This is a genomic window from Burkholderia sp. Ac-20392 (assembly GCF_017104585.1).
Classification (GTDB): domain Bacteria; phylum Pseudomonadota; class Gammaproteobacteria; order Burkholderiales; family Burkholderiaceae; genus Burkholderia; species Burkholderia lata.
Window position 1 is genome coordinate 1 of the sequence record NZ_JAAGPB010000034.1, and the last position, 18,541, is coordinate 18,541.

At 65.6% G+C, this 18,541-nt stretch carries 18 protein-coding genes, 2 tRNA genes and 1 pseudogene; 10 read left to right on the top strand and 11 right to left on the bottom strand.

Features of this window, described 5'->3' with window-relative positions; genetic code table 11:
• The 4 genes from G3N99_RS07310 to G3N99_RS07325 form a co-directional block, all read right to left on the bottom strand.
• On the bottom strand, positions 1-941 hold a 941-nt coding region (locus G3N99_RS07310), incomplete at its 3' end, for an ATPase, T2SS/T4P/T4SS family (RefSeq protein WP_206122034.1).
• A gap of 83 nt (positions 942-1,024) precedes the next feature.
• A complete protein-coding gene (locus G3N99_RS07315) occupies positions 1,025-2,317 on the bottom strand; it encodes an HlyC/CorC family transporter (protein WP_174943723.1) in 1,293 nt (430 codons plus the stop codon).
• Between the two features lie 141 nt (positions 2,318-2,458).
• Positions 2,459-2,535: transfer RNA gene (locus G3N99_RS07320), tRNA-Pro, on the bottom strand.
• Positions 2,536-2,712: 177 nt separating this feature from the next.
• Complete coding sequence (locus G3N99_RS07325; RefSeq protein ID WP_011350858.1) at positions 2,713-3,708, bottom strand: polyprenyl synthetase family protein; 996 nt, start codon at positions 3,706-3,708, stop codon at positions 2,713-2,715.
• A 210-nt stretch (positions 3,709-3,918) separates the two neighbouring features.
• Between G3N99_RS07325 and rplU the strand changes: the two genes are divergently transcribed.
• The 4 genes from rplU to proB all read left to right on the top strand — a co-directional run bounded on the left by rplU (position 3,919) and on the right by proB (position 7,029).
• Complete coding sequence (gene rplU, locus G3N99_RS07330) at positions 3,919-4,230, top strand: 50S ribosomal protein L21 (RefSeq protein ID WP_006025184.1); 312 nt, start codon at positions 3,919-3,921, stop codon at positions 4,228-4,230.
• A gap of 24 nt (positions 4,231-4,254) precedes the next feature.
• On the top strand, positions 4,255-4,518 hold the full coding sequence (gene rpmA / locus G3N99_RS07335; protein ID WP_006476999.1) for a 50S ribosomal protein L27: 264 nt from the start codon (positions 4,255-4,257) through the stop codon (positions 4,516-4,518).
• A gap of 188 nt (positions 4,519-4,706) precedes the next feature.
• The gene (gene obgE / locus G3N99_RS07340) at positions 4,707-5,819 is read left to right on the top strand and encodes a GTPase ObgE (RefSeq protein ID WP_174939053.1); all 1,113 of its coding nucleotides are present in this window, start codon (positions 4,707-4,709) and stop codon (positions 5,817-5,819) included.
• Between the two features lie 91 nt (positions 5,820-5,910).
• Positions 5,911-7,029 carry a glutamate 5-kinase gene (proB, locus tag G3N99_RS07345; protein WP_011350860.1) on the top strand — a complete coding sequence of 373 codons (1,119 nt, stop codon included), beginning with the start codon at positions 5,911-5,913 and terminating at the stop codon, positions 7,027-7,029.
• 96 nt (positions 7,030-7,125) lie between these two features.
• Here proB and G3N99_RS07350 read toward each other — a convergent pair whose 3' ends face one another.
• A complete protein-coding gene (locus G3N99_RS07350) occupies positions 7,126-7,734 on the bottom strand; it encodes a CNP1-like family protein (protein ID WP_174943726.1) in 609 nt (202 codons plus the stop codon).
• A 13-nt stretch (positions 7,735-7,747) separates the two neighbouring features.
• Complete coding sequence (locus G3N99_RS07355; RefSeq protein ID WP_174939057.1) at positions 7,748-8,395, bottom strand: RNA pyrophosphohydrolase; 648 nt, start codon at positions 8,393-8,395, stop codon at positions 7,748-7,750.
• Positions 8,396-8,613: 218 nt separating this feature from the next.
• Between G3N99_RS07355 and G3N99_RS07360 the strand changes: the two genes are divergently transcribed.
• Together G3N99_RS07360 and G3N99_RS07365 are read left to right on the top strand one after the other, a co-directional pair.
• The gene (locus tag G3N99_RS07360) at positions 8,614-10,350 is read left to right on the top strand and encodes a proline--tRNA ligase (protein ID WP_174939059.1); all 1,737 of its coding nucleotides are present in this window, start codon (positions 8,614-8,616) and stop codon (positions 10,348-10,350) included.
• A gap of 21 nt (positions 10,351-10,371) precedes the next feature.
• Positions 10,372-10,974, top strand: a complete 603-nt coding sequence (locus G3N99_RS07365) for a MarC family protein (protein ID WP_011350864.1) — start codon at positions 10,372-10,374, stop codon at positions 10,972-10,974.
• Positions 10,975-11,068: 94 nt separating this feature from the next.
• Here the strand turns inward: G3N99_RS07365 and G3N99_RS07370 are convergent, their stop codons facing one another.
• Entirely contained in the window at positions 11,069-11,620 is a 552-nt protein-coding gene (locus tag G3N99_RS07370; RefSeq protein ID WP_174939061.1) for a hypoxanthine-guanine phosphoribosyltransferase, read from the bottom strand.
• A gap of 94 nt (positions 11,621-11,714) precedes the next feature.
• Positions 11,715-13,082: a signal recognition particle protein gene (gene ffh / locus G3N99_RS07375; protein WP_174939063.1), complete on the bottom strand. Its 1,368-nt coding sequence runs from the start codon at positions 13,080-13,082 to the stop codon at positions 11,715-11,717.
• An 89-nt stretch (positions 13,083-13,171) separates the two neighbouring features.
• On the opposite strand from ffh, the pseudogene ccsA reads away from it, so the two are divergent.
• The 3 genes and pseudogenes from ccsA to G3N99_RS07390 all read left to right on the top strand — a co-directional run.
• Positions 13,172-13,999 (top strand): annotated as a pseudogene (gene ccsA / locus G3N99_RS07380) (cytochrome c biogenesis protein CcsA); the annotation flags it as partial.
• Between the two features lie 67 nt (positions 14,000-14,066).
• Positions 14,067-15,176, top strand: coding sequence for a class II histone deacetylase (locus G3N99_RS07385; RefSeq protein WP_206122036.1), 1,110 nt, complete (start codon positions 14,067-14,069; stop codon positions 15,174-15,176).
• A 118-nt stretch (positions 15,177-15,294) separates the two neighbouring features.
• Complete coding sequence (locus G3N99_RS07390) at positions 15,295-15,525, top strand: hypothetical protein (RefSeq protein WP_011352370.1); 231 nt, start codon at positions 15,295-15,297, stop codon at positions 15,523-15,525.
• Positions 15,526-15,630: 105 nt separating this feature from the next.
• On the opposite strand, the gene G3N99_RS07395 is transcribed toward G3N99_RS07390, so the two are convergent.
• Both G3N99_RS07395 and G3N99_RS07400 read right to left on the bottom strand, forming a co-directional pair.
• Positions 15,631-15,927 (bottom strand): hypothetical protein, encoded by a 297-nt coding sequence (locus G3N99_RS07395; RefSeq protein ID WP_206122037.1) that lies wholly within the window; start codon positions 15,925-15,927, stop codon positions 15,631-15,633.
• Between the two features lie 192 nt (positions 15,928-16,119).
• Positions 16,120-16,206: transfer RNA gene (locus G3N99_RS07400), tRNA-Leu, on the bottom strand.
• Positions 16,207-16,440: 234 nt separating this feature from the next.
• Between G3N99_RS07400 and hpnD the strand changes: the two genes are divergently transcribed.
• A complete protein-coding gene (hpnD, locus tag G3N99_RS07405) occupies positions 16,441-17,274 on the top strand; it encodes a presqualene diphosphate synthase HpnD (RefSeq protein ID WP_206122038.1) in 834 nt (277 codons plus the stop codon).
• A 10-nt stretch (positions 17,275-17,284) separates the two neighbouring features.
• Here the strand turns inward: hpnD and G3N99_RS07410 are convergent, their stop codons facing one another.
• Positions 17,285-18,505, bottom strand: a complete 1,221-nt coding sequence (locus G3N99_RS07410; protein ID WP_174988270.1) for a DUF1501 domain-containing protein — start codon at positions 18,503-18,505, stop codon at positions 17,285-17,287.
• Positions 18,506-18,541 lie beyond the last annotated feature (36 nt).

An 18,541-nucleotide genomic window follows, 5' to 3' on the forward strand; every position in this document is an offset into this window, starting at 1 on the left:
TGCCGCCGGACGAGGCGTTGCGCGGTGACGAGGTGCAGCGCGGCCGCGAGGTTGTACGGTGCAACGCCGATGTCGAGCAGCCGCGCGACGGCGGCCGGCGCGTCGTTCGTGTGCAGCGTCGACAGCACGAGATGGCCGGTCTGCGCGGCCTTGATCGCGACGTCGGCTGTCTCCGCATCGCGAATCTCGCCGACCATGATGATGTCCGGGTCCTGCCGCAGCAGCGCGCGCAGTGCGGTTGCGAACGTGAGCCCCGCCTTTTCGGCGACACCAACCTGACTGATGCCGTCGAGCTGGATCTCGGCAGGATCCTCGACCGTGCAGACGTTGTGCGCGTCGCGATCGAGCATCTGCAGCGCGCAGTAGAGCGACAGCGTCTTGCCGCTGCCGGTCGGACCCGTGACGAGCACGAGGCCATGCGGCGCGCGTATCGCGGCCTCCATCGCGGCCGCCTGCTGCGCGTCGAAGCCGAGGCGGGCGAGCGTGAGGTCGGGCGGCATGGTTTCGAGCCGCCGCAGCACCAGCTTTTCACCGAACAACGTAGGCAGCGAACTGACCCGGTAGTCGCCGCGCATACCGCCGTCGATCGCGATGCGCAGCCTGCCGTCCTGCGGGAGCCGCCGCTCGGCGATGTCCATGCGCGCGAGCACCTTGATCCGTGTGACGAGCGCGTCGCGCAGATGCAGGGGCGGCCGAGCATGTTCGTGCAGCACGCCATCGATGCGCAGGCGGATGCGCCAGCCGGCTTCGAATGGTTCGACGTGGATATCGGATGCGTCGCGCACGCGTGCCGCGTGAAGCGTGTCCGTCAGCAGCCGCACGGCCGGCGCATCGTCGAGCTGGGCCGCGTCGAGCGCGCGCGGTGCGGTGGCGGGCGACGCATCGGAGTGAGCGGGCGGCGGCTGCGTGCGCAGCGTCGCCCCGGGAGGAGGGAAATGCATGTGAGCCGGCACGCTGGCCGCCTGTTGACCGTGACCAGCAGATGGTCGCGCGTCGCGGGCGGCGCCGGCAGTCAGCCGTTCGGCTAGCGCGAGGTGACGCGTGCGGGGCGCGAGCCGCGCGGCTTGAAGAGCTTGACGGTGCGCACGGCCTGATCGTCGCTGCGCATCACCTCGAGCATCACGTCACCGATTTTCAGGCACACGTCGTCTTCCGGAATTTCCTCGAGGATTTCGAGCACCAGGCCGTTCAGCGTCTTCGGCCCGTCGGTCGGCAGCTTCAGGTGCAGCCAGCGATTCAGCTCGCGCAGCGGCATGCTTGCCGAGACGATGCATTCGCCGTTCTCGTCCCAGCCGCCCTTGCGTTCGCTGCGCGGCATCGACGTCGTGAATTCGCCGATCAGCTCCTCGATGATGTCTTCGGGCGTGACGAGCCCTTCGAGCTCGCCGTACTCGTTGACGACGAGCGCGGTCCGCTGCCGCGTTTCCTGGAAAAACTGGAGCTGCTGGACCACCGGCGTGCCGGACGGCACGTAATACGGCTCGGCGAGCAGCGTGCGCAGCGTCTCGCGGTCGAACTCCTGGTTGTGCAGCGCGGTCAGCGTCTTGCGGACGTGCAGCACGCCGAGCACCTTGTCGATGTCGCCTTCGTAGACGACGAGCCGGTTGTGATAGCAGGTCTCGAGCTGGTGCAGGACGTCGTCGAGCGGCGCGTAGAAGTTGAGCGACTCGATCTGGCGGCGCGGCACCATCACGTCGTCGACGGTGATGTTCTCGAGGTCGAACAGGTTGAGCAGGATGCTGCGGTGCTTGGTCGGCATGAAACTGCTCGATTCGAGCACGATGGCCCGCAGCTCGTCGGCCGACATTCGCTGGTCGCGACCCTTCTTCGTGTTGATGCGCAGCACCCACAGCACGCCGTTCGCGAGTGCGTTGACGAACCAGACGACCGGTTTGAACACGCGCATCAGCGGCGCGATCACGAGGCTCGCGGGCAGCGCGATGCGTTCGGGGAACGTCGCGCCGACGATCTTCGGCGCGATTTCGGCGAACACGATGATCAGGAACGCGACGATGCCGGTCGCGATCGACAGCGCGACGTTGTTGCGGCCGAACGTATGCAGCGCGAGCGACGTCGTCAGAACCGGGATGATCGTGTTGAACAGGTTGTTGCCGATCAGGATCACGCTGAGCAGCAGGTCAGTGCGCGTGAGCAGGCCTTGCGTGGTTTTCGCGCCGAGTGCGCCCTGGCTGGCGAGATGCTTCAGCCGATGGCGGTTGAGCGCCATCATCGCGGTCTCGGAAATCGAAAAGAAGCTGGAACAGAGGAGAAGCAGGAAGACGGCGCCGATTTGCGCCCATAAGGGAATTTGGTCCACGCGTTGGAAGGGCAGTGAAGGACAGGGATGGAAGGAATATAGCAGAGGCCGGCGACCGCGATGTGTCGAGCGCGACACGAGGGGCTCGCGGCGACCGGGCAAAAAAAAACCGTGCACGGAGTGCACGGTTTTTTACAAATCTGGTCGGGGTGAGAGGATTCGAACCTCCGGCCTCTACGTCCCGAACGTAGCGCTCTACCAGGCTAAGCTACACCCCGATTTGGACTCTTCCGACTTCGCCGTCTTCTTCAAGACCGCTGCGTCGTCAAGCAAGAATGTAACTATAACGACGTTTCTTCAAAAAGGGAAGGCCTTCGAGAAGAAATTTTTCGAGACAGGTGATTTTCCCGTGTCGAACGTACGTCGCAGCCGGGGCGGCGACGTACGACATGCACTTACGACTGCCGCGACGTCGAGTACGAACACAACGCGAGCAGGCTTTCCTTGTAGACCGAATCGGGGAACGCGGCGATCGCAGCAGCAGCAGCCTGCGCTTCCTGGCGTGCGCATTCGAGCGTGTGGTCCAGTGCACCCGAGCGCGTGATCGCTTCGAAAATCGTATCGAAGCGATCGGTGCCGCCCTGTTCGATCGCCTCGCGTGCCAGCGCCGACTGTTCGGGCGTGCCGCGTTCGATCAGATAGATGAGCGGCAGCGTCGGCTTGCCTTCGCGAAGGTCGTCGCCGGCATTCTTGCCCATGGCCTCGACGGTGCCTGCATAGTCGAGCCAGTCGTCCATGATCTGGAATGCAGTGCCGATCCGGCGGCCGTATTCGGCGGCGGCAGCCTCGGTCGGCGCGTCGGCGCCTGCGAGTACCGCGCCCAGACGTGCCGACGCCTCGAACAGCTTGGCCGTCTTGTAGCGGATCACCTGCATGTAGCGCGTTTCGTCGACGTCCGCGTCGTGCATGTTGAGGAGCTGCAGCACCTCGCCTTCGGAAATGATCGTCGTCGCTTCGGACAGGATCTCCATCACGCGCATCTTGCCGACGCCGACCATCATCTCGAACGAGCGCGAATAGAGGTAGTCGCCTACCAGTACGCTCGCCGCGTTGCCGAACAACGCATTGGCGGTCTGGCGGCCGCGGCGCAGCTCGGATTCGTCGACGACGTCGTCATGCAGCAGCGTGGCCGTGTGGATGAACTCGACGACGGCGGCCAGCACGTGCCGCTGGTGCGACGTCTCGCCGAGTGCGCCGGCGACGAGCAGCAGCAATGCCGGACGCAGCCGCTTGCCGCCCGCGCCGATGATGTACTCGGCGATCTGGTTGATCAGCAGCACATCGGACGCGAGGCTTTGCCGGATAACGCGATTCACCTGCTCCATGTCACTGGTGATCGGAGCGAGCAGATGGGCGGCGCTGAGGGTGGGGGAGGCGGTGGACGACGACATGATGATGGAATTGGGTGATGCGGCGGATTATAAGTCGAATCCGAGATATCCCGGTCTGTGACACGTGCCGCAGCCTCGAATTTGGCCGTTTGGCCGAGGCCCGCGCGCGGCAATCGTCAATGGGTTTTGACTTCGGTGCTAACCCCATGTATAATCACGTGTTTTCCGCGCACGGTGTGCGGAAAAATTGGATCCAGAGTGAGGTTCTCAATGTACGCGGTCATAAAAACCGGCGGCAAGCAGTACAAGGTTGCCGTTGGCGAAAAACTCAAAGTAGAACAGATACCGGCTGACATTGACGCTGAAATCACGCTCGACCAGGTTCTCGCAGTGGGCGAAGGCGAATCGATTAAGTTCGGTACGCCGCTGGTCAGTGGGGCTTCCGTCAAGGCCACCGTTGTGTCGCACGGTCGTCATGCCAAGGTCACCATCTTCAAGATGCGTCGCCGGAAGCACTACCAAAAGCACGGCGGCCACCGCCAGAACTACACTGAGCTGCGCATCGACGCGATCAACGCGTAAGCGCCTCGGTAAAGGAGCAATCAGATGGCACACAAAAAGGCAGGCGGCTCTTCCCGGAACGGCCGCGACTCCGAGTCGAAGCGTCTCGGCGTGAAAGTGTACGGCGGCCAGGCAATCAACGCCGGCGGCATCATCGTGCGTCAGCGCGGTACGCGCATGCACGCAGGCGAGAACGTCGGCATGGGCAAGGATCACACCCTGTTCGCGCTGGTCGACGGTCACGTCAAGTTCGCGACGAAGGGCGCGGACAAGAAGCATCTGGTCATCGTTGTCCCGGCGGCTGCCTAAGTTCAGGCACCCACGGGCTTCGTAGCCGAAAGGCCCCGCAGTCTTCGCGGGGCCTTTTTTTATTTGGTCGCCGGGCGCGTGTGCGTTCGGGCGACCATCGCGCAACCGGCGTACGATCGGCCGAACGGCAGATTGTTCAAGCGCGCCGGCGCGCGGCACAATAGCGGAAATACTGGGCGGAGTGACGAATGAAGTTCATTGACGAAGCACGAATCGAAGTCATCGCCGGAGACGGAGGCGATGGCAGCGCGTCGATGCGCCGCGAGAAATTCGTCCCGTTCGGCGGGCCGGACGGCGGCGACGGCGGCCGGGGCGGTAGCGTATACGCGATCGCCGACCGCAACATCAACACGCTGATCGACTACCGCTACGCGAAGAAGCATCTGGCGCGCAACGGCGAAAACGGGCGCGGCTCGGATTGCTACGGCAAGGGCGGCGACGACGTCACGCTGCGCATGCCGGTCGGCACGATCATCAGCGACATGGATACCGGCGAGCTGATCGCCGACCTGACCGAGCACGACCAGCAGGTGATGCTTGCGCAGGGTGGCTCCGGCGGGCTCGGCAACCTGCATTTCAAGTCGAGCACGAACCGTGCACCGCGCCAGAAGACGGACGGCAAGCCCGGTGAGCGTCGCATGCTGAGGCTCGAGCTGAAGGTGCTCGCCGACGTCGGCCTGCTCGGCATGCCGAACGCGGGCAAGTCGACGTTCATCTCGTCGGTGTCGAACGCGAGGCCGAAGATTGCCGACTACCCGTTCACGACGCTTGCGCCGAATCTCGGCGTGGTGCGTGTCGGTCCGAGCAAGAGCTTCGTGATCGCGGATATCCCGGGGCTGATCGAGGGCGCCGCCGAAGGCGCGGGCCTCGGCCATCAGTTCCTGCGCCACCTGCAGCGCACCGGCGTGCTGCTGCATCTGGTCGATCTCGCACCGTTCGACGAAAGCGTCGATCCGGTTGCGGAAGCGACGGCGATCGTCGGCGAGCTGCGCAAGTACGACGAGGCGCTCTACGAGAAGCCGCGCTGGCTCGTGCTCAACAAGCTCGACATGGTGCCGGAAGACGAGCGCAAGGCGCGCGTCGCTGATTTCCTCGAGCGCTTCGAGTGGGACGGCCCCGTGTTCGAGATCTCGGCACTGACTGGCCAGGGCTGTGAAGCGCTGTGCTACGCGATCTACGACTACCTCGCCGAACATTCGGACGCACATCGCGCGGCGGAGGCGGAAGATCTCGCGGCGGACGTGCGTTTCCGCGACGAGACGCCTGCCAAGGGCGGTGCGGCGCCGGGCGACGACGCCTGAGCGATTCCGTAACGCGCCGGGCGTGCCCGCCCGGCGTCGGCGCTCAATCGCGCCCGGCCGGGCAGGCAGCAGATACAGGAGACAGTGCAGGATGCGTTCGATCATCGCGGATTCGAAGCGATTGGTGGTGAAGGTGGGCTCCAGCCTCGTGACCAACGACGGCAAGGGGCTCGATCATGCAGCAATCGGCCGTTGGGCGGCTCAGATCGCCGCACTGCGCGCCCAGGGCAAGGAAGTCGTGCTCGTCAGTTCGGGCGCGATTGCCGAAGGGATGCAGCGGCTCGGCTGGAGCAAGCGGCCGCGGGAAATCGACGAGTTGCAGGCTGCCGCCGCAGTCGGCCAGATGGGGCTCGCGCAGGTCTATGAGAGCCGCTTCACCGAGCACGACATCCGCACCGCGCAGATCCTGCTGACGCATGCCGACCTGGCGGACCGCGAGCGTTATTTGAATGCGCGTTCGACGATGCTGACGCTGTTGCGGCTTGGCGTCGTGCCGATCATCAACGAGAACGACACGGTCGTCACCGATGAAATCAAGTTCGGCGACAACGACACGCTCGGTGCACTCGTTGCAAACCTGATCGAAGGCGATGCACTGATCATCCTGACCGACCAGTCGGGGCTGTTCACGGCCGATCCGCGCAAGGACCCGAACGCGACGCTCGTTGCAGAAGCCAATGCAGGTGCGCCGGAACTCGAGGCGATGGCCGGTGGTGCGGGCTCGAGCCTCGGTCGCGGCGGGATGCTGACGAAGATCCTCGCGGCGAAGCGTGCGGCACACAGCGGCGCGAACACCGTGATCGCGAGCGGCCGGGAGACCGACGTACTTGTGCGTCTGGCGGCCGGCGAGGCAATCGGCACGCAACTGATCGCACGTACCGCGCGGATGGCGGCGCGCAAGCAGTGGATGGCCGACCACCTTCAGGTGCGCGGCCATGTCGTGATCGACGCGGGCGCGGTCGAGAAGCTGACGGCTGGCGGCAAGAGCCTGCTGCCGATCGGCGTGATCGACGTGCAGGGCGCGTTCGCGCGTGGAGAAGTCATCGCGTGTGTCGGCCCTGACGGGCGTGAAGTGGCGCGTGGGCTCACGAACTACAGCAGTGCGGAGACGAAACTGATTCACCGCAAGCCGAGCGGCGAGATCGAATCAGTGCTGGGCTACATGCTGGAACCCGAATTGATCCATCGCGACAACCTGGTGCTGGTGTAACCATTCGTGCCGGTTCCGGCCGTCAAATGAAAAAGCCCGCGTGATGCGGGCTTTTTTCTTGCTGCGGACAGAGGGGGCGGCGGGCGCCACCCACCGTCAGCGCAATTGGCTCATCGCGGTGCGGTGAAACCGGATGTTCTCCAGGATCTGCTGGGTCGTGCCCTGCGGCATCTTGTTCGCGCAGAAGTAGTCCTGATAGAGCGCCGAGTGGTAGGCATTCAGTTCGCCGTTCTCGATGCGCCGCCAGTCGTTCTCGACGGTGCGATCCCAGCCGTCGTGTTCCGAATTCAGACCGGCATATTGGCGCCACTCGTAGGTGTCGCAGCGGATGCCTTCGTAGTTCACGTTGCGCGCGCCGGCCGGGCTCGTGATGACGACCGCGTAGCGCACGACGCCATCGGTGCCGACCGCGAGCGACTTCGCATCGACGAAGAACTTGAGCGGCGTGTTCTGCGATACGTTGAACGGCAGCAGGTCGCCCGTTTGCGGCAGCGGCGGCAGCGAGTCGACCGCGTTTTCCTTCCAGGTGCCCTGACGGTCCAGCAGATACACGAACTCGCTGTCATCCTTGTTGGTGGGCGTCTTCGAATTCGCGCAGCCTGCCAGCGTGGCCACCGCGGCAATCGATGCGAGCGCGAGAGCAATCGCTTTCAATATGCATTCCTCGTAAAAAAAGGGCGCGACACCAAGGTCGCGCCCGGTCATGCAGTTCGATTCGTCATTTGCCGATGATCACGTGGGGCGGCATCTCGTCGAGCGTGCTCGCTTCCACTTCGATCTCCGAACAGACTACCGATGTGTCGACAATCGTCAGCGTCTGCTGGGCCTGTACGCCAATGACGCGCGGATAGCGCGACAGACGCGGCCCACGCGGCTTCTCGGCTCGCTGCGCCGGGCGGCGCAGGAAGCGCGACAGTTCCGTCAGCGCCAACTGATAGACATCCCGCTTGAACTCGATCACCGCATCGAGCGGCACCCAGTACTCGTTCCAGCGCCACGCATCGAACTCCGGGTGGTCGGTCGCGCGCAAGCAAATGTCGCAATCGCGTCCAACCATCCGCAGCAGGAACCAGATCTGCTTCTGGCCGCGGTAATGACCGCGTACTTCGCGTTTAATGAACTTGTCAGGCACCTCATAACGCAACCAGTCGCGAGTGCGGCCGATTATCTTGACGTGTTCCGGGTGCAGGCCCGTTTCCTCGTGCAGCTCCCGGTACATCGCCTGCATGGGGGTCTCGCCGTACTTGATCCCACCTTGAGGAAACTGCCAGGAATGCTCGCGGAGCCGCTTGCCCCAAAACACCTCGTTGCGCGCGTTCAAGAGGATGATGCCGACGTTCGGGCGAAAGCCTTCACGATCCAGCATACAACCACCTTCGAATCCTTTAAAATTGCTTTGATTATAAACAGATAACGGGCGCTGCGCACCGTGACGGAGCGAATCCGCGCGGGGTACACCGGCTGAATTGTCCCTGATTAGTCTGCTACGTCGTCTGCGCCATCGTCGTTCGTCGCGCGCAGCTTTTTCACCTTGAAACTTTTTCGGGCGCCCCGCCTGGGGGCGCCGTTTTTGGAACCGTCCGCATGAAAGCTTCCCGTTTCTTTATCGGCACCCTGAAAGAAGCACCCGCCGACGCAGAGATCGTCAGCCACAAGCTGATGGTGCGCGCCGGCATGATCCGTCGCGTCGCCGGCGGCATCTATAACTACCTGCCAGTCGGCCTGCGTTCGATTCGCAAGGTCGAGGCGATCGTGCGCGAGGAAATGAACCGGGCGGGCGCCATCGAACTGCTGATGCCGGCCGTGCAACCCGCCGAGCTGTGGCAGGAATCGGGCCGCTGGGAGCAGTACGGCCCCGAGCTGCTGCGCTTCAAGGACCGCAAGGACAATGACTTCGTGATCGGGCCGACGCACGAGGAAGTCATCACCGACATCGCGCGCAACCAGATCAAGAGCTACCGGCAGATGCCGGTGAACTTCTACCAGATCCAGACGAAGTTCCGCGACGAGATCCGTCCGCGCTTCGGCGTGATGCGCGGACGCGAATTCATCATGAAGGACGCGTACTCGTTCGACAAGGATGCGGCCGGCCTGAACGAGTCGTATCGCAAGATGTACGACGCGTACGTGCGCATCTTCACGCGCCTCGGCCTCGAGTTCCGTGCGGTCGCGGCCGACAGCGGCTCGATCGGCGGCAACTTCTCGCACGAATTCCACGTGATCGCCGACACCGGTGAAGACGCGATCGCGTACTGCCCGACGTCCGAATTCGCGGCGAACGTCGAGGCGGCCGAAGCGCTGCCGCTGATCGCCGAGCGTGCGGCGCCGGCCGAAGCGATGGAGAAGGTCGCGACGCCCGGCAAGGCGAAGTGCGAAGCCGTCGCCGAACTGCTGGCCATCCCGCTCGAGCGCACGATCAAGTCGATCGTGCTCGCGACCGACAACGAAGGCGCCGAGCCGACCATCTGGCTCGTGATGCTGCGTGGCGATCACGACCTGAACGAGATCAAGGTATCGAAGCTGCCGGGCCTGAAGAACCACCGCTTCGCGACCGAGCAGGAAATCGTCGAGTGGTTCGGCACGCCGCCGGGCTATCTCGGCCCGGTCGGCACGAAGAAGCCCGTGAAGGTGATCGCGGACCGCACGGTCGCGAACATGAGCGACTTCGTCGTCGGCGCAAACGAGGTCGACTACCACATCGCCGGCGTGAACTGGGGCCGCGACCTGCCCGAGCCGGACGTCGCCGACGTGCGCAACGTGAAGAAGGGCGACCCGTCGCCGGACGGCAAGGGCGTGATCGACATCTGCCGCGGCATCGAAGTCGGCCACGTGTTCCAGCTCGGCACCAAGTATTCGGAAGCGATGGGTGCGACGTTCCTCGACGAGTCGGGCAAGCCGCAGCCGATGCTGATGGGCTGCTACGGCGTCGGCGTCACGCGTATTCTCGGCGCGGCGATCGAGCAGAACTTCGACGACAAGGGCATCATCTGGCCCGAGTCGATCGCGCCGTTCGAAGTCGTGCTGTGCCCGATGGGCTATGACCGCAGCGAAATGGTGCGCGAGACTGCCGACAAGCTGTACGCGGAACTCGTCGCAGCCGGCATCGACGTGATCCTCGACGATCGCGGCGAGCGCCCGGGCGTGATGTTCGCCGACTGGGAGCTGGTCGGCGTGCCGCACCGCCTCGTGATCGGCGAGCGCGGCCTGAAGGAAGGCAAGATCGAGTATCAGGGCCGCCGCGACGCCGAAGCGACGCTGCTGCCGGCCGACGCGGCTGCGGCGACGGTCGCGGAGAAGATCCGCGCCGCGCTCGCGCGCTAAGCGCACCGACCGGGGAACGCGGTGGAATACACCTTCCTGTCGGCCACCGTGCTCCTGGTGCTGATCACCGATCCGCTCGGCAACATCCCGCTGTTCATTTCGGCGATGCGGGATGTGCCGCGCGAGCGGCGCGTGAAGCTGATCCTGCGTGAAGTGGGGATCGCGTTCGTGATCCTGCTGTTCTTCATGCTGGTCGGCGACCGCTTCCTGCGGATGATGAGCCTCACCGACCTGTCGCTGCGGCTCGGCGGCGGGATCGTGCTGTTCCTGATCGCGCTGCGGATGATCTTCCCGCATCCGGACGGCGCGCTCGGCAACGATCCGCGTGCGGGCGGCGAGCCGTTCATCGTGCCGCTCGCGATTCCGGCGCTCGCCGGGCCGTCCGCGCTCGCGACGGTGATGCTGCTGACGTCACAGGGGCCCGGCAAGATGCTCGAGTGGGTCGGTGCGCTGACGGTCACGATGATCGTCTGCGCGGTGACGCTGGTGCTGGCCGAGCGGATCCAGCAATGGATCGGCGAGCGAACCGTCGCGGCGTTCGAGCGGCTGATGGGCCTCGTGCTCGTCGCGATTTCGGTCGAGATGATGCTGGGCGGCGTCCGCGCGTTCGTGCACCAGTTGTAGGGCGGGGCGGCGCGCACCCACGGCGCCCATAAAAAAGCGGCGCTCCGGGAAACCGGAGCGCCGCTTTCTATTTATATAGTGCGGAGCGGGGCGCTCAGACGTTCGTGGTCAGCGCGCGGATCGTCGGCAGGTTGCGCCAGTAGCCCTTCGCATCCATCCCGCAGCCGAACACATAGCGGTCGGGTACCGAGAAGCCGCAGAAGTCGGGGTGCAGCGGCTTCGCCTTCGCGAGCGTCTTCTCGCACAGCACGGCCGACATGAAGCGCTGCGCGCCCATGTCGAGGATGCGGTCGCGGATCGCGGCCATCGTCTCGCCTTCGTCGAGGATGTCGTCGAGCACGAGCACGATCCGATCCTTCACCGATTCGCGCGGCGCGACGCGCCAGTGCATTTCCGGGCTGCCCTGCGTCGTATTGCGATAGCGGGTCAGGTGGATGTAGTCGAATTCCAGCGGGAAATCGAGATGCGGCAGCAGCATCCCGGTAAACACCGCGGCGCCGCCCATCACCGAGAGAACGAGCGGGAACGCGTCACCGATCTCGGCGCGGATCGCGTCGGCCATCTTGGAGATCGACGCATTGACGGCGTCGGCCGACACGATCTCTTCGGAGTGGTTGAAAATGTGGAGGGCTTCTTCGCGGTTCATGTGTTCTGGCGGGCAGTCGGTATACAAATAAGAATGAAGCAGAACGGCGGGCGCGCGCTACAGCAAAAACCCGCGCGCCGGCCGATGGGCAAAATCAGCGCATGCCGGGCATCATGCCCTTCAGGCCGCGCATCATCTTCTGCATGTTGCCGCCCTTCAGCTTCTTCATCATCGTACGCATCTGGTCGTACTGGTTCAGCATCCGGTTGACTTCCTGCACCGGCACGCCCGCGCCGGCTGCAATGCGGCGCTTGCGCGTCGCCTTGATGATCTCGGGTTTCGCGCGCTCGGCGGGCGTCATCGAGCTGATGATGCCTTCCATCCGGCGGATCGACTTCTCGGCCTGGCCCATGTCGGCGCCGGCCGCCGCCTGCTGGAACTGAGCAGGCAGCTTGTCCATCAGCGACGACAGGCCGCCCATGTTCTTCATCTGCGAGATCTGCGCGCGGAAATCGTTCAGGTCGAAATCGCCGCCTTTCTTGACCTTGTCGGCGAGCTTCTGCGCGGCCTGCACGTCGACGCCGCGCTGCGCCTCCTCGACGAGCGCGAGGATGTCGCCCATGCCGAGGATCCGGTTCGCCATCCGGTCGGGGTGGAACACCTCGAGGCCGTCGAGCTTCTCGGCGACACCGACGAACTTGATCGGCTTGCCCGTGACGTGACGGACCGACAGCGCGGCGCCGCCGCGCGAGTCGCCGTCGAGCTTGGTCAGCACGACGCCGGTGAGCGGCAGCGTGTCGTTGAACGCCTTCGCGGTGTTGACCGCGTCCTGGCCGAGCATCGCGTCGACGACGAACAGCGTTTCGGCCGGCTTCAGCGTGTCGTGCAGCGCGGCGATTTCCTGCATCATCGCCTCGTCGATGCCGAGGCGGCCGGCCGTGTCGACGATCAGCACGTCATGGTAGTGGCGCTTCGCCCAGTCGACGGCCGCAATCGCGATGTCGACGGGCTTCTGGTCCGGCGTGGACGGGAAGAAGTCGGCGCCGACCTGTTCGCTCACCGTTTTCAGCTGCATGATTGCGGCCGGGCGATACACGTCGCACGACACGGTCAGCACCTTCTTCTTGTACTTCTCGCGCAGCAGCTTCGCGAGCTTGCCGGCGGTCGTGGTCTTGCCCGCACCCTGCAGGCCGGCCATCAGGATCACGGCGGGCGGCGTGACCGCGAGGTTCAGCTCGGCGGCCTTGCCTTCGTAGTCGCCGCCGATCACGGCGGTCAGTTCCTTCTGGACCACGCCGACCAGCGCCTGACCCGGCGACAGGCTGCTGATCACTTCTTCGCCGAGCGCCTTTTCCTTGACCTTGGCGATGAATTCGCGGACGACCGGCAGCGAAACGTCGGCCTCCAGCAGGGCGAGACGCACCTCGCGGAGCATCTCCTGGGTGTTCGCCTCGGTAAGCCGGGCCTCGCCGCGCAGCGTCTTGACGACGCGCGCCATCCGTTGAGTGAGATTGTCGAGCATGGGGAGCGATGGACAGTGGGGCCCGAAGGCGCGGCGGATCCGAACAAAGGGAGCCGTCGCGGGAAGGGGGCCTAGTGTAAACTTCGAACATGGATATTGTACTGTATGCCCTCACCGCATTCCTGTACGGCGGCCTCGCCGTCGCAGGCTGGCGCACGCACCGCCAGGGCGCGACGCCGCTCGTCGCGAGCGTGCCGGCCGTGCCGGTTCCCGTGTCCGCCGCGTCCGGGATGAGCGGGGCCGGCCGCGGGCTGCTGTTCGCCGCGCTGGTCGCGCACGGCGTGCTGCTCCACATGACGATCTTTCCGAACGACGCGATGGTGTTCGGCTTCGCGTTCGCGCTGTCCGCGATGTTCTGGCTCGGCGCCGGCATCTACTGGATCGAGAGCTTCTTCTTCCCGCTCGACAGCCTGCGCCTGCTGGTATTGCCGCTCGCGTGCGGCGCGTCGCTGCTGCCGCTCGTGTTCGGCGGCGTGCGGGTGCTTCCATATGCCGCAGCGCCGCTGTTCAAGCTGCATTTCCTGATCGCGAACATCGCATATGGCCTGTTCGCGATCGCGGCGCTGCACGCGATCCTGATGCTGATGGTCGAGCGGCGCCTGCAGTCGCTGAGGAGCGGCGGGCGCGACGGCTCGACGGGCTGGATCGCGAGCTGGCTCGAGACGCTGCCGCCGCTGCTCACGCTCGAGAAGCTGCTGTTCCGCCTGATCGGCGCCGGCTTCGTGCTGCTCACGCTGACGCTCGCGTCGGGCATCCTGTTCAGCGAGCAGGTCGACGCGCGCGCGCTGCGGCTCGACCACAAGACAGTATTCGCGATCCTGTCGTGGCTGATGTTCGGCGGCCTGCTGGTTGCCCGCAAGACGTCCGGCTGGCGTGGCCGTGGTGCCGCGCGCTGGGTGCTCGTGTCGTTCGCCGCGCTGCGCCACATCGATCGCCGCACGCGCCCTTCCGTTTCCTCCCAACCGTGACAGGTCACGCACATCCATGAATCGCACTGCTTTCTTCACCGACGAACGCACTTTCTGGCATACCGGCGGCACGCACGCGCTGTTCTTCCCGGTCGGCGGCTGGGTCCAGCCGCCGTCGAGCGCGGGCTACGCGGAATCGCCCGATTCGAAGCGCCGTTTCCTGTCGCTCGTGCAGGCCTCGGGCCTGGCCGCACAACTCGACCTGCGCGGCGCCGAGCCGGCCTCGACCGCCGACCTGCTGCGCATTCACCCCGCGCACTATCTCGACGCGTTCCGCGCGCTCAGCGATGCGAACGGCGGCGACCTCGGCGACCTCGCGCCGTTCGGCAAGGGCAGCTACGAGATCGCCGCGCTATCAGCCGGACTCGCGATCGCGGCCGTCGATACGGTCCTCGACGAGCGTGCGGCAAATGCGTTCTCGCTGTCGCGGCCGCCCGGCCATCACTGCCTGCGCGATCGTCCGATGGGTTTCTGCCTGCTGGCGAACATTCCGATCGCGATCGAGGCCGCCCGTGCGAAACACGGCATCGAGCGTGTCGCGGTGATCGACTGGGACGTGCATCACGGCAACGGCACGCAGTCGATCTACTACGACGATCCGGACACGCTGACGATCTCGCTGCATCAAGACCGCTGCTTCCCGCCCGGCTACAGCGGCGCGGACGACCGCGGCGAAGGTGCTGGCGCAGGCGCGAACCTGAACGTGCCGCTGCTCGCCGGCAGCGGCGACGATGCGTATCGCTACGCGTTCGAACGGATCGTGCTGCCGGCGCTGGAGCGTTTCCGGCCCGAGCTCATCGTCATCGCGAGCGGCCTCGACGCGAGCGCGGTCGATCCGCTCGCGCGCATGCAGCTGCATACCGACAGCTACCGGTTCATGACGCGTGCAGTGAAGGAGGCCGCGCAGCGCCATTGCGGCGGGAGGCTCGTGATCGTTCACGAAGGCGGCTATTCGGAGGCGTACGTGCCGTTCTGCGGGCTCGCGATCGTCGAGGCGCTGGCGGGTGTTCGCACCGACGTCGCCGATCCGATGCTCGACCTCGCGATCGCGCAGCAGCCGGGCGAGCGGTTCGTCGCGTTCCAGCGCGAATTGCTCGACGAACTGGCGGCGTCGTTCGGGTTCTAGCGTGCGCCGGGAGACGCGACGGGGGGGGGCCGGCCTGCGCCGGCCCTCTTGCACGATCGGAGCGGATGGGGTTTCCTGTGCTTTTATCCCCGTTCCGGCGCGAAGCCGCACTCTTCCGATGAAATCGTCCCCGCGCGATAACAATGACGATGCCAAGACGCGCCGCCAGCCTTCGAAGCTGGTCCTGAACATCGCCGCCGTGACGGTCGGCCTCATCACGTTCGCGATCGGCGCGGCGTGGGTGATCTATAGCTGGGTCGTCGATCGCGAAGCACAGTATTTCGCGATCCCGCTGGTGTTCTCGGTGCCGGTGATCGTGGCGGTCGCGATCCGGAGTTTCTGGGAATAGGCACGCCTGAAATGACGCAGCGCCGCGGGTCGGGCGACGCGCGGCGCTGGGTGTCTGGCTTGTTTCTGATCAAGCGGGCATTCCCGCGGTTCGCTTGCGGGCCGGTCACAGGCCCGGGTGCGCACACGGATTGGGGGCTGCGCCCTGATATCCGCCCGTGACGACGCCCAGCGCGGCGCCCGCCAGCGACGTGCCGAGCGCTTTCAGCACGTTTTCCGTAGAGAATGTCTCGCCGCTCGACATCACGCGCCCTGAATACGCAGAGCACGCCGACGACGTCGATGCAACCGTCTGCACGGGCCTGGCGCTCCACGCAATGTTCTCGGCAGGCGTATTGGCAAAAGCCGGCGCGACCAGCATCAGCGCCAGTACGGAAATCGGAATGCGTACGGTGTGTTTCATCGGTGGTCCTCGGCGCAATCGTGTTTCTTATATGGGAAGTGAGCACGATATTACACGCGGCACGAATATTCGCACACCGCTTGCCCAGGCTCGCGTGCCGGAAAAGCACCGACATAAACAAAAAAGCGCCGCGGTCAATCGACCGACAGCGCCTTTTTGTGAATGGCCCCTGTTAGAGGCGCATTCGACTTCTGGTGCGTGAGGCCGGACTCGAACCGGCACACCCTTGCGGGCGTCAGGACCTAAACCTGGTGCGTCTACCAATTTCGCCACTCACGCGAATGACTGTCGCCTGACCACGCGGCACGCAAGATGCGTGGCCACGCGCCCGGGACATCGCGCCGGCTTGTAACCGGCACGCCCAATCAGGCGAGCGCGAGATTCTACCCGATCCGTGCGGGCTTGTCTCGCCCCGCCGGCACCCATCTTGCAGCGATGCTAGAATGCCGCGCTCGACGTTTCGGCACCGCGCCGCCGCGCGTCCCCCGAACCCGCCCCCACACGATTCCGCCCGTGAACTTCGACGACTACTGTCAGCAAAAGGCCGCCCCTGCGGGCTCCAGCGTCTACTACGCGCTGCGTCAGGCACCGCTCGCCACGCAGCCGCGCCTGACGGCACTGTTCGCGCTGCGCCGCGAACTCGAGGAAACCGTCAAGGAAACCAGCGACCCGACCGTCGGACACACGAAGCTCGCGTGGTGGCACAAGGAACTCGCGGCGCTGGCCGACGGGCAACCGTCGCACCCGGTCACGAAGGCGCTCGCCAAGCATCATCCGGCGATCGCCGCCGAGGCCGATGCGTTGCGTACGCTCGTCAACGGTTACGGGATGGATCTCGAACAGGCGCGCTACCTCGATTTCGCGAACCTGCAGCGCTATATCGCGCAGGTCGGCGGCACCTTCGCGTCGCTGGTCGCACGCGCAAGTTCGGCAAACCCGGCGGACCCGCAACCGTGGGCCGCAGACGCCGGCCGTGCGCTGATGCTCGCGCAGTTCGTGCAGGACCTCGGCAACGACGCGCGCCACGGCCGCATCTACCTGCCGATCGACGAGCTGCAGCGCTACAACGTGACCGCGGCCGATCTGCTGAATCGCCGCTACAGCCCGGCCTTCACCGAATTGCTGCAATTCCAGACGGCGCGCGCGCGCGAAGCGCTCGTGGCTGCCGAAGCGGCGATCCCGGCATCCGAACGCCGCGCCCAGCGCACGCTGCGCGCGCAGATCGCACTGGCCGGCTCGCTGCTCGACGAAATCGAGCGCGACGACTACCAGGTGCTGCATCAGCGTATCGCGCTGACGCCGATCCGCAAGCTGTGGATCGCGTGGCGCGCCGCGCGCCGCCGCTGATCCTCGCTCCTCACGCCTTCAGCAACGGCAGCGTATCGAAGCGCTGCTGCAGCACGCGGGTCGCATCGAGCCCCCACCACGGCCCGAGCACGGTCGCGTAGAGCTGGCGGAAATCGACCGCGACCGGCAGGTTGCCGTTGCCGTCGAGCCGCCCGAGCGCCGGCGGCGCACCGTACAGCCCGCCGGCCACACGGCCGCCCATCACGAAATGTGGCGCGGCCGTGCCGTGATCGGTGCCGTTGCTCTGGTTCTCGCGCACCCGCCGCCCGAATTCCGCATACGTCATCACGAGCGTCTGGTTCCAGCGCCCGAGTTCGATCAACGCGCCGCGCATCGCGCTCATCCCTTCCGCGAACTGCTTGAGCAGCGCGGCCTGCTGCCCCGGCTGGTTCTGGTGCGTATCGAAGCCGTTGAGCGTCAGGCGCAGCACCGCGACACCATCCTGCGCGCCGGGCCCGGACGCTTCGCACGCGGCCAGCACCTGCATCGCGGTCTTGACCGACGTGCCGAACGCACCGGCCGGAAACGCCGTCCTGAATTCACGCATCCCGCCGCGCGGGCGCAGCCGGTCGGCCGCCTTCACGATGTCGTTCTCGACGTCGATGATGTGGGCGAGCGCGGGGTTCTGTTCGCGCAGCGACGACGGCTCGGCGAGCCGGGCCGCACGGATGAACTGCGCGGGATTGACGAGCGCGATCGCACGCGCACCGTTCGAGAGCGGCCCCATCTCGGCGCTGCCGAGCACGACGCCGTCGGCCGCGAAACCGGGCGGCACGGGCGCCTGCGCGAACGTGCGCGTGAGCCAGCCCTCGTGCAGGTATTGATCCGAGCGCGACGCGGTATCCCAGATCTCGATCGATCGGAAATGCGACAGGTTCGGCTGCGGATAGCCGACGCCCTGCACGACCGCAACCTGCCCGTCGCGCCACAGCGGCATCAGCGGCGCGAGCGACGGATGCAGCCCCGTGTGTGCGTCGAGTTGCAGCACCTGCTCGCGCTTGATGCCGATGCCGCGCCGGAACTGGTAATACAGCGGGTCCGCATACGGCACCACCGTGTTGAGGCCGTCGTTGCCGCCCTTCAGCTCGACGAGGATCAGCACGTTCGCATACCCGGGCGCCGCCTGGCGCCCCGCCTGCGCCACGGAAGCTGCCATCGCAGGCGCTTGCCACATCGACACGCCGGCCGCGGCCGCCGCGCCCGTCAGCGTCAGAAAATCACGTCGGTTCATCGCGCATCCTTTGGTTCACCGTCCGGCAGCTTTGCC